This window comes from Streptomyces sp. R818, assembly GCF_056172735.1.
Genome location: NZ_JAOCNE010000004.1, coordinates 150,109 through 158,131 on the forward strand (window position 1 = coordinate 150,109; position 8,023 = coordinate 158,131).

The 8,023-nt window shown below is 74.7% G+C and carries 7 protein-coding genes; 5 read left to right on the forward strand and 2 right to left on the reverse strand.

Annotated features, from left to right (window positions below; translation table 11 throughout):
- The first annotated feature begins 122 nt into the window (after positions 1–122).
- Genes N5I75_RS13645 through N5I75_RS13655 form a run of 3 tightly spaced genes read left to right on the forward strand, consistent with a single transcriptional unit; the run spans position 123 to position 2,544 of the window.
- Entirely contained in the window at positions 123–926 is an 804-nt protein-coding gene (locus N5I75_RS13645; RefSeq protein ID WP_476677284.1) for an alpha/beta fold hydrolase, read from the forward strand.
- Positions 926–2,203 carry a PP2C family protein-serine/threonine phosphatase gene (locus tag N5I75_RS13650; RefSeq protein WP_476677882.1) on the forward strand — a complete coding sequence of 426 codons (1,278 nt, stop codon included), beginning with the start codon at positions 926–928 and terminating at the stop codon, positions 2,201–2,203. Before N5I75_RS13645 ends, N5I75_RS13650 begins: the two co-directional genes overlap by 1 nt.
- Positions 2,200–2,544: an STAS domain-containing protein gene (locus tag N5I75_RS13655; protein WP_476677286.1), complete on the forward strand. Its 345-nt coding sequence runs from the start codon at positions 2,200–2,202 to the stop codon at positions 2,542–2,544. Before N5I75_RS13650 ends, N5I75_RS13655 begins: the two co-directional genes overlap by 4 nt.
- A gap of 28 nt (positions 2,545–2,572) precedes the next feature.
- Here N5I75_RS13655 and N5I75_RS13660 read toward each other — a convergent pair whose 3' ends face one another.
- Complete coding sequence (locus tag N5I75_RS13660; RefSeq protein WP_476677288.1) at positions 2,573–3,313, reverse strand: bestrophin-like domain; 741 nt, start codon at positions 3,311–3,313, stop codon at positions 2,573–2,575.
- A 28-nt stretch (positions 3,314–3,341) separates the two neighbouring features.
- Positions 3,342–4,787: a hypothetical protein gene (locus tag N5I75_RS13665; protein ID WP_476677289.1), complete on the reverse strand. Its 1,446-nt coding sequence runs from the start codon at positions 4,785–4,787 to the stop codon at positions 3,342–3,344.
- A 240-nt stretch (positions 4,788–5,027) separates the two neighbouring features.
- Between N5I75_RS13665 and N5I75_RS13670 the strand changes: the two genes are divergently transcribed.
- Complete coding sequence (locus tag N5I75_RS13670) at positions 5,028–6,434, forward strand: lipase family protein (RefSeq protein WP_476677291.1); 1,407 nt, start codon at positions 5,028–5,030, stop codon at positions 6,432–6,434.
- A 124-nt stretch (positions 6,435–6,558) separates the two neighbouring features.
- Positions 6,559–8,001 (forward strand): hypothetical protein, encoded by a 1,443-nt coding sequence (locus N5I75_RS13675; RefSeq protein WP_476677293.1) that lies wholly within the window; start codon positions 6,559–6,561, stop codon positions 7,999–8,001.
- Positions 8,002–8,023: the final 22 nt, after the last annotated feature.

The window sequence follows — 8,023 nt, forward strand, 5'->3', positions numbered from 1 at the left end:
CGGGCACAGCGCCCCTCACAGAGGCCTGTGGTCCCAAGCACTCACGCCCACTTGCCCGAGGCTCCTGGACGCAAACAAGGCCGGTGGCCATCGATTTCCGGAGGGCTGAGATCATGGCCGGCATGGACATCCTCCACAGGAACAATGTCACCGTGACCGGGAACCCGGAGGGGCCCGCCGTGGTCCTCGCGCACGGCTTCGGGTGCGACCAGAACATGTGGCGGCTGACCGTGCCCGCCCTGGAGCGCGACTGTCGTGTGGTCCTGTTCGACTACGTCGGCGCGGGCCGCTCGGACCTGTCGGCGTTCTCGGAGGAGCGCTACTCCTCCCTCGACGGGTACGCGCGTGACGCGGTGGAGGTGTGCGAGCGGCTCGGCCTGCGCGACGCGGTGTTCGTCGGCCACTCGGTCAGCTCGATGATCGGTGTGCTGGCGGCGAAGCGCGCCCCCGAGCGGATCGGCGCGCTCGTGATGGTCGCCCCGTCCCCGCGCTACATCGACGACGAGGGGTACCGGGGCGGGTTCAGCGAGGGCGACATCGAGGAGCTCCTGGAGTCCCTGGAGGCGAACTACCTGGGCTGGTCGGCGGCGATGGCGCCGCTCATCATGGCCAACCCGGACCGTCCCGAGCTGGGCGAGGAGCTGAGGAACAGCTTCTGCGCCACCGATCCGGAGATGGCGCGGGTCTTCGCGCGGACCACGTTCCTCTCGGACGCCCGGGACGACCTGAAGGACGTCCACGTGCCGACGCTGATCCTGGACTGCACCCAGGACGCCATCGCCCCGCGCGAGGTCGGCGCCTACGTGCACGAGGCGATCCCGGGTTCGCGGCTCGTCACGCTCGACGCGACCGGGCACTGTCCGCACCTCTCCGCGCCGGAGGCCACCAACGCGGCGCTCACCTCGTTCCTCGGGGAGCTGCGATGATGTGCCGCACCGGCTCGGGCGCCGAGGGACCGGACAACGGGACGGCCGCGGCGGTCAACTTCGCGGCGCTCCTGGAGGACAGCCCGGAAGAGCTGTACGACCACGCGCCGTGCGGCTACCTCTCCACGCTGATGGACGGCACCGTCGTCAAGCTCAACGACACCCTGCTGAACTGGCTCGGGCTGGACCGGGAGTCGGTGGTGGGGCGGCGGCGCTTCGCGGACCTGCTCACGGTGGGCGGCAGGATGTACCACGAGACGCACTTCGCGCCGCTGCTGAAGATGCAGGGCGAGATCAGCGGAGTCGCCCTCGAGCTGCGGCGGGCCGACGGTTCGCGGCTGTCGGTGCTGGTCTCCGCGGTGGTCAAGTACGGCTCGACGGGCACGCCGCTCCTGACCCGTCTCACCGTCTTCGACGCGACCGACCGCCGCGCCTACGAGACGGAGCTGCTGCGCGCCCGCAGGGCCGCCGAGGAGTCCACGCGGCAGGCCCGCGCCGACCGCGCCCGCCTGCAGCAGGCCCTCGCCGTCCTCCAGCAGTCGCTGCTGCCCGCTTCGCTGCCGGAGATCCCGGGGATGGAAGCGGCCGCGTACTACCACACGGCCTCCCCCGACCGGCTCGGCGGCGACTTCTACGACGTCTTCCCACTCGACGGTGAGCGCTTCGCGTTCTTCCTCGGCGACGTGTGCGGCAAGGGCCCCGAGGCGGCCGCGGTCACCTCGCTGACCCGGTACACGCTGCGCGCGGCCGCGATGCACGACGCCGAACCGGTGGCCGCGCTGAGCACGCTCAACCAGGTCCTCTACGACCGGTACTCGGGGGTCGACCCGCGGTTCTGCACCGCGATCCTCGGCATCCTCGAACCCGGCCCGGAGCCCGGCCACGTCACGGTGCGGCTCGCCTCGGGCGGTCATCCGCCGGCACTCGTCCTGCGCTCCACCGGCACCGCCGACCATCTGCCCACCCCGGGCGGCCTGCTCGTGGGCGCCCTGCCCTCCCCCCGGTTCGCGACCGCCACCACGACCCTCGCCCCGGGCGACACCCTGCTGCTCTACACCGACGGCGTGCTCGAGGCCCGGACCGGACCCGACCGCTCGTCCCTCTTCGGCGACGACGCCCTGCGCGCCTTCGCCGCCGAGCACGCGGGCCCCGCCGAGTCCGTCATCGCCGCGCTGAGCGGTCTGCTGAGCGGACTCGGCGAAGGGCTCGACGACGACACCGCCCTGCTCGCCCTGGGCGTGCCCCGCACCGCCGCGACCACGAAGGGCACGCCATGAGCCCACTGAAGATCAACGTCAGAGAAAGTCCCACGGGGTCCGTGGTCGAGGTCGTCGGCGACCTCGACCACGACAGCTCCCCGACGCTGCGGACCTACCTGCCCACCGTCGCCCTGCGACCGGGTTCGCTGCTCGTCCTGGACCTCTCCGGGATGCCGTTCTGCGACTCCAGCGGCATCAGCGCCCTGATCGCCGCGCGCAACCACGCCGAGGCGGCGGGCGCGGACATCGCGCTCGCCGCCGTCCCGGCCAACACGCTGCGCATTCTGCGCATCGTCGGCCTCGACCAGGTCTTCGCGCTGCACCCGGACAGCGCGAGCGCGACCCGCGCCGTCTCCTGAGGTCTCTTCCAGGCTTCTGAGGTCTCTTTCAGGAGTACGGGGAGAAGGGGCTCGGGTCGACCGCGAACATCCCGTCGAACGGGCTGTTCAGCTGGTGGATGAGGAGCACGGTGAAGGTGATGAGCGCGGACAGGCCCATCACCATCACGACATGGCTGAAGCTGCGCTTCACCCCGAACATGAACATGAACGCGATGGTGAGGACGCCGCCGACGATCAGGCCGAGCCAGATCACCGGTGACAGCTCGTCGCCCGCGTCGGACTCCCGGCCGCGGCGCGCCTCGCTGAGCGTGCTGAGCTGCGCCAGCGTCTCCTGCCCCGTGGCCTGCTGGGCCGGGGTGGCGTCCGCGGGGACCTGACCGGTCGCCCGCACCTCGTTCAGGATGCGCCAGCCGGTCGTGCCGAGCGGGGCCTGCTTCGCCATCGCGGGCCACTCGTCCTCGCTGACGTGCCGCATGTACGTGTCGATCTCGCCGCGCATCCGGTCGGCCTGCGCGGCGGGCAGCCCCGCGGCGAGCAGATGGATCTGGTGCGCCGCGCTCGCCTCGGTGGCGGTGTGGTCCTCGGCGCTGGAGTGCATGTCCCAGACGGAGACCAGGGCGAGCCCGAGGACGAGCGCGTACAGGACGCCGACCATCATCGAGATGTACTCGGCGACGTCCTCGCGGGGTTCGTCGTCGGGGCCGATCGGCTGGAAGCGGTGTTTGACCAGGACGACCACCCCGGCGAGCAGGGCGACGCCCAGGACGATGGCGAGGGTTTCGATCATCGGTGGGTCCCGGTTCGTGGGGGCGCGGTCAGAGTCTACGGGAGCCGAAGACGGCGGCCGCGATGGCTGCGGGCAGCAGGATGAGGAAGAGGGCGGTGAGGACGCCCAGGTCGGTGGGGGTGTGGTCCTCGCGCATGAAGCGGCCGAGCAGTGAGCGCTGCGACGGCGTCGCGCTCGGGACGTCCCTGGGGACCTGGTTCGGCTGGTCGGCCTGCGGCGGCTCCGCGGGCGGTTTCACGGGCGGTTCGGCGTGGGGCTTGGCAGGCGGTTTCGCGGGCGGCTCGGCGGCGGGCGGTTGCGCGGGCCGGTCTCCGGGCGGCGGCATCGCGCCCGGGGGCCGTCCCGCCGCGTCCGGCGCGACGGCTCCGGGGGGCATCCCGCCGGGCACCGTCCCCGGCGCCGTCCCGGGCACGCCCGGAGCGAGGCCCGGCGCGGCGAATCCCCGCCCGGCCGTGCCCGGTTGTGCCGCGCCCGGTTGCGCTACGCCCGGCGCCTCGCCGCCCGGTGGCACCTCCGGGGCGAGCGGCAGGGACGGCAGTCCGCCCCCGGGCTGCGTGCCGGGCGGCCCGAGGACCGGCCCCGTGCCCTGAGGCGCGGGCTTCCCCGGCGCGGGCTTGGGCGGCGCGGGTTTCGGGGGCCGGGGCTTCGCGGGAGCCGCCGGGGCGCGGAGCGTGAAGCGGGCCGCCGCGCGGGCCGTGAGGAGCGGGGCCGGGACCGGTTCGCCGCGCGGGCCGAGCGTGCGGATGCGGTCGCTGCCGTCGGCCCGGCCCCGGCTCTCGTACGTGCCGGGCGCGCGCCGCACCACGGCGGTGCAGGTCGCCCTGGACCCGGCGGCGAGGTGGGCGACGACGGGCGACCCGCCGGGGCAGACGATCCGGTCGGGCGCGAGCACGGGGTCGGTGAGCCGGACGCCGTGGACGGTGCGGTTGCCGGTGTTGGTGACGGTGTAGCGGACCTCGGCCTGCCGCGGCCCGGTGACGCGCGCCGTCTCGGTCAGGGTCAGGGCGGCGCCGACCCCGGCGTAGCCGGAACGTGCGCTCGCCTGCACGAGGGCGCGCAGATTGGCCTGGCCCGCCGCCCGTACGTCGCCGGTCCAGGTCCCGGGGCGCGCTCTCCCGGTGGCCGTGCAGCGCGCCGAGCGCAGGCCGACGAGCAGTGGCACCCGGCCCGTGGCGCCGGGGCAGTGGATGGCGACGCCCGGCAGCGCGGGGTCCCACAGGCGTACGTCGTGCAGGTCGGCGCCGCCCCGGTTGACCAGGCGGTACGACTTGACGACGGTGTCGCCGACGCGGATCCCGGGGCGCAGGGCGCCGACGCCGGGCCGGGTGTTCACGGTGACGGTGAGGGCGAGCCCGCGCGTCCCGGCGCCGTCGGCGGCGGACGGCCCGGCGGACCAGCAGCTCCCGGCAAGGAGGAGACCGGCGAGCAGCCACCGCGCCGCCCGCCGCCTCGCACACTCCGCTCCGATGATCACACCGGCCATGCTGTGCACGGATCGCGGTGACCACCCGGGCCCGGCGCGCGTACACGCTCGGTGATTCACCCGAGCAGCGGCAGCGGCCCTGCCGACCGCTCCCGCGCCGGTTCTACTTCTTGCAGGTGACGGACCAGGCGCCGCGCGCCCCGCGCGGTCCCGCCGGAAGACACCGGAACACACCGGAACGCCCCGGAACGCCCCGGAACGCACCTGAACTCATCGGAACGAGGTGGCGGGATGACGGCCGGAACCGTCGACACGGTGGGCGCACGGCAGCCCGTACGACAGCAGCAGCCGACGGAGACCGACGCGGAGCTGCTCCTCGCGGCCTCGGTGCTGCTCGCGGACGCCGCGCTCGCGGCCCGGCGGACCGGCGCGGAGCTGACCGCCGCCGCCGGGAGCTGGCGCGTCGGACTGCAGGCGGTGCGCCGCCCCGCGTGGGCGTTCGGCACCGCGCTCTCGGCGCTGCGCGCCCTGACGAACCCGGGTGGGCTCGGCATCGCCGCCAACGGCGGCATGGTCGGCGAGACGATCCGCTCACTCGGCGCCGTGGCGCGCCGCAGGCCCGCCGCCGTGGCGATGGCGGTGGACGCGTTCGCGCTGCGCATCGAAGCGGCCGCCCGTGAGCACCCGAACCTGGCGGCGCCGCTCGCCAAGCGGCTCACCGACGCCGTCGTCGCGGGCCGCAGGGTCGAAGTGGTGCGCGCCGCGCGGGACTTGGTGGAGCTGCTCGGCGTCACCCGCACGCTCACCACGATCAGCCCCGTGATCATGGAGCTGCTCGCGCTCGGGGGGCTGCTCGACGAGAACCCGACCAACGACAGCTTCGCGTGGGTGACCCTGGCGGGCGGCGTGCCCACCACCGACCCGCTGTTCGGGCTGCCCGCCGGGCTGATCAGGCACCTCAACCCGGGCGCGGGCCGCGCCGAGCGCACCGAGCCCGACGCGATGCTCGGCCGCGTCCTCGCGCGCTCCGCCAACGACATCGTGCGCTACATCGACGACATCTCCGCCCTCGGCAACCACGGGCTCGCGCTGCTGCGCCGTGTCGCCTGCGCGGACGGCACGGAGCGCCACGTCGTCCTACTCCCGGGCACCAGCTTCGGCCGCCTGAGCAACTCCACGCCGCAGGACCTCGTCGGCGCGTTCGACGCGCTGCTCCGCACCGACACCACGTACAGCAGGTCGGCGAAGCAGATGCTGCTGCGGGCGGGCGTGCCCGAGGGCGCGGAGCTGATGATCGTCGGGCACAGCCTCGGCGGCATCACCGCCATGAACCTCGCCTCGGACCTCGACTTCGTCTCCCGGTACCGGCTCACGCACGTGGTCACGGTCGGCTCCCCCATCGACACCAAGCGGCCCGCCGACCCCACGACCCGGGTGATCAGCCTCGTCAACCAGCACGACGTGATCCCGGGCCTCGACGGGCGCGGTCCCGCCTCCGCCAACGACATCCCCGAGAGCTGGGTCGAGCTGTCCTGGCTGGACGAGGCGTACGACTACCCGCTCTCGCACGCCCCGCAGGCGTACGCCGACACGCTGCGCAGCGGCGAGGTCCCGCACCGCGCCCGGGTCAACGAGCTGATCACCCGCTACGACGGCGAGATCGTCGCCAACCAGCCCTATCTGCTGCGCGACAAGTGACGCGGGACCGCACCGCCACGCGAGACCGCACCGCCACGCAGGCCCCCACCGCCACGCAGGACCGCACGTCCACGCAGGACCGCACCGCCACGCAAGACCGCACCTCTACGAAAGAGACCGGCGCATGACCGCCACGGAAACGACGACGACCGCCCCTCGCCCGCCCGCCTCGGCCTGGCCCCTGGAGAACGCGCTGATCAGCGCCGCGCTGGCGGCCCAGCGTGTCTCCTGGATCGACGCCCCGGCGCGCGCCCTCGGCCTCAAGCCGTTCACAAGGCAGCAGCTCACCCGGCAGGCCCTGGCGGCGCTGCGGCGCACCAAGTCGAGCCGTCCGACCCGGCTGCGCACCGCGTTCGGCACCTTCCTGATGCCGCTCACCGCCGACGACGCCACCAGTCTGGTGAGCCGGTCCGACGAGGCGGGGGCTCGCGGCACCGTCACCGCGCTGACCGCCGAGGGCCGCCGCCTGCGGCTCACCCCGCACACCACGCTGCCCGTCACCCTCAGCGCGCTGCACGCCCAGGTGCGTACGGCGGCCGAGGAGACGGCCGGCGCCCTCTACGCGGCGCGCCGCTCCGACGGCGGCCTCGACCGCGCCGACTGGCGCACCCTCACCGCACGCCTCGCCCGGCAGCTCGTCCTCGGTGCGGAAGGCGCGGAGGACGCACTGGTCAGCGGCATCCTCGACGCCGCCGCACAGGCCGGGGACAGCACCGAGTACGCCGCGCGTGTCGCCGCCCTGCGCCGCCGGCTCGAACCGTACGTGCACGGGGAGCACCCGGGGCCGCTCGCCACGGGCCTCGCCGACGACGCCCGGGACGCGGTGGTCGAGCACGCCCTGGAGGTCTGCACCCGGGCGCTGGCCGACACGGCGGCACAGGCCCTCGCGCTGCTGACGGTGGAGCCCGAACCGGCCGCGGGCGACCGCGCGGAGCGTGCGGTGGGCGAGGCGCTGCGCCGGTATCCGCCGCTGGCCGCCACGCTGCACGAGGTGACCGCGCCGTTCACCTGGCGCGGCCTTGCCGTGGACGCGGGCACCGATCTGCTGTGCGCGACCGCCTGGCTGCGGGACCTCGACGAGACGCACGGCCACGGCGGCGACCCGTCGACGTCGCTGTGCGCGGCGCCCGCCCCCTGCGCGGCGGCCGAACTCGGCGCGCTCGCCGCCACCGAACTCGTCCGTGCCCTGACCCGGCACGCCCAACCGGTCGTCCTCGCCCCGCGCCTCGACGGCGCCGCGCTCCCGGCCGACCTGCCCGCCGCGTCGCTGCGCCTCGCGCTCGCGGACGCCGAGCACACCCCGGGTGCCGCCGAGGACCGCCCGACGGCCGACGGGTACGCGCCGCCCGCCGCCGGGCAGAGCCCGGCCCGCTACGCCGCGCTCCTCACGGCCGGTGCGCGCGGCCTGGAGCAGCACGCGCGCAAGCTCGCCGAGTGCGCGGGCCTGGACGGCTGGAACCACGACGCGTTCGGCGAGCGCTGCCGGATGACGCTGCTCGCCCATGCCGAGCGGTGCGCGCGGGCGGCGGGCGACGCGCGCCGTGCCGCCGACTGGCTGGCCAACTGACCTTTCCGGACGTTCACCAGAA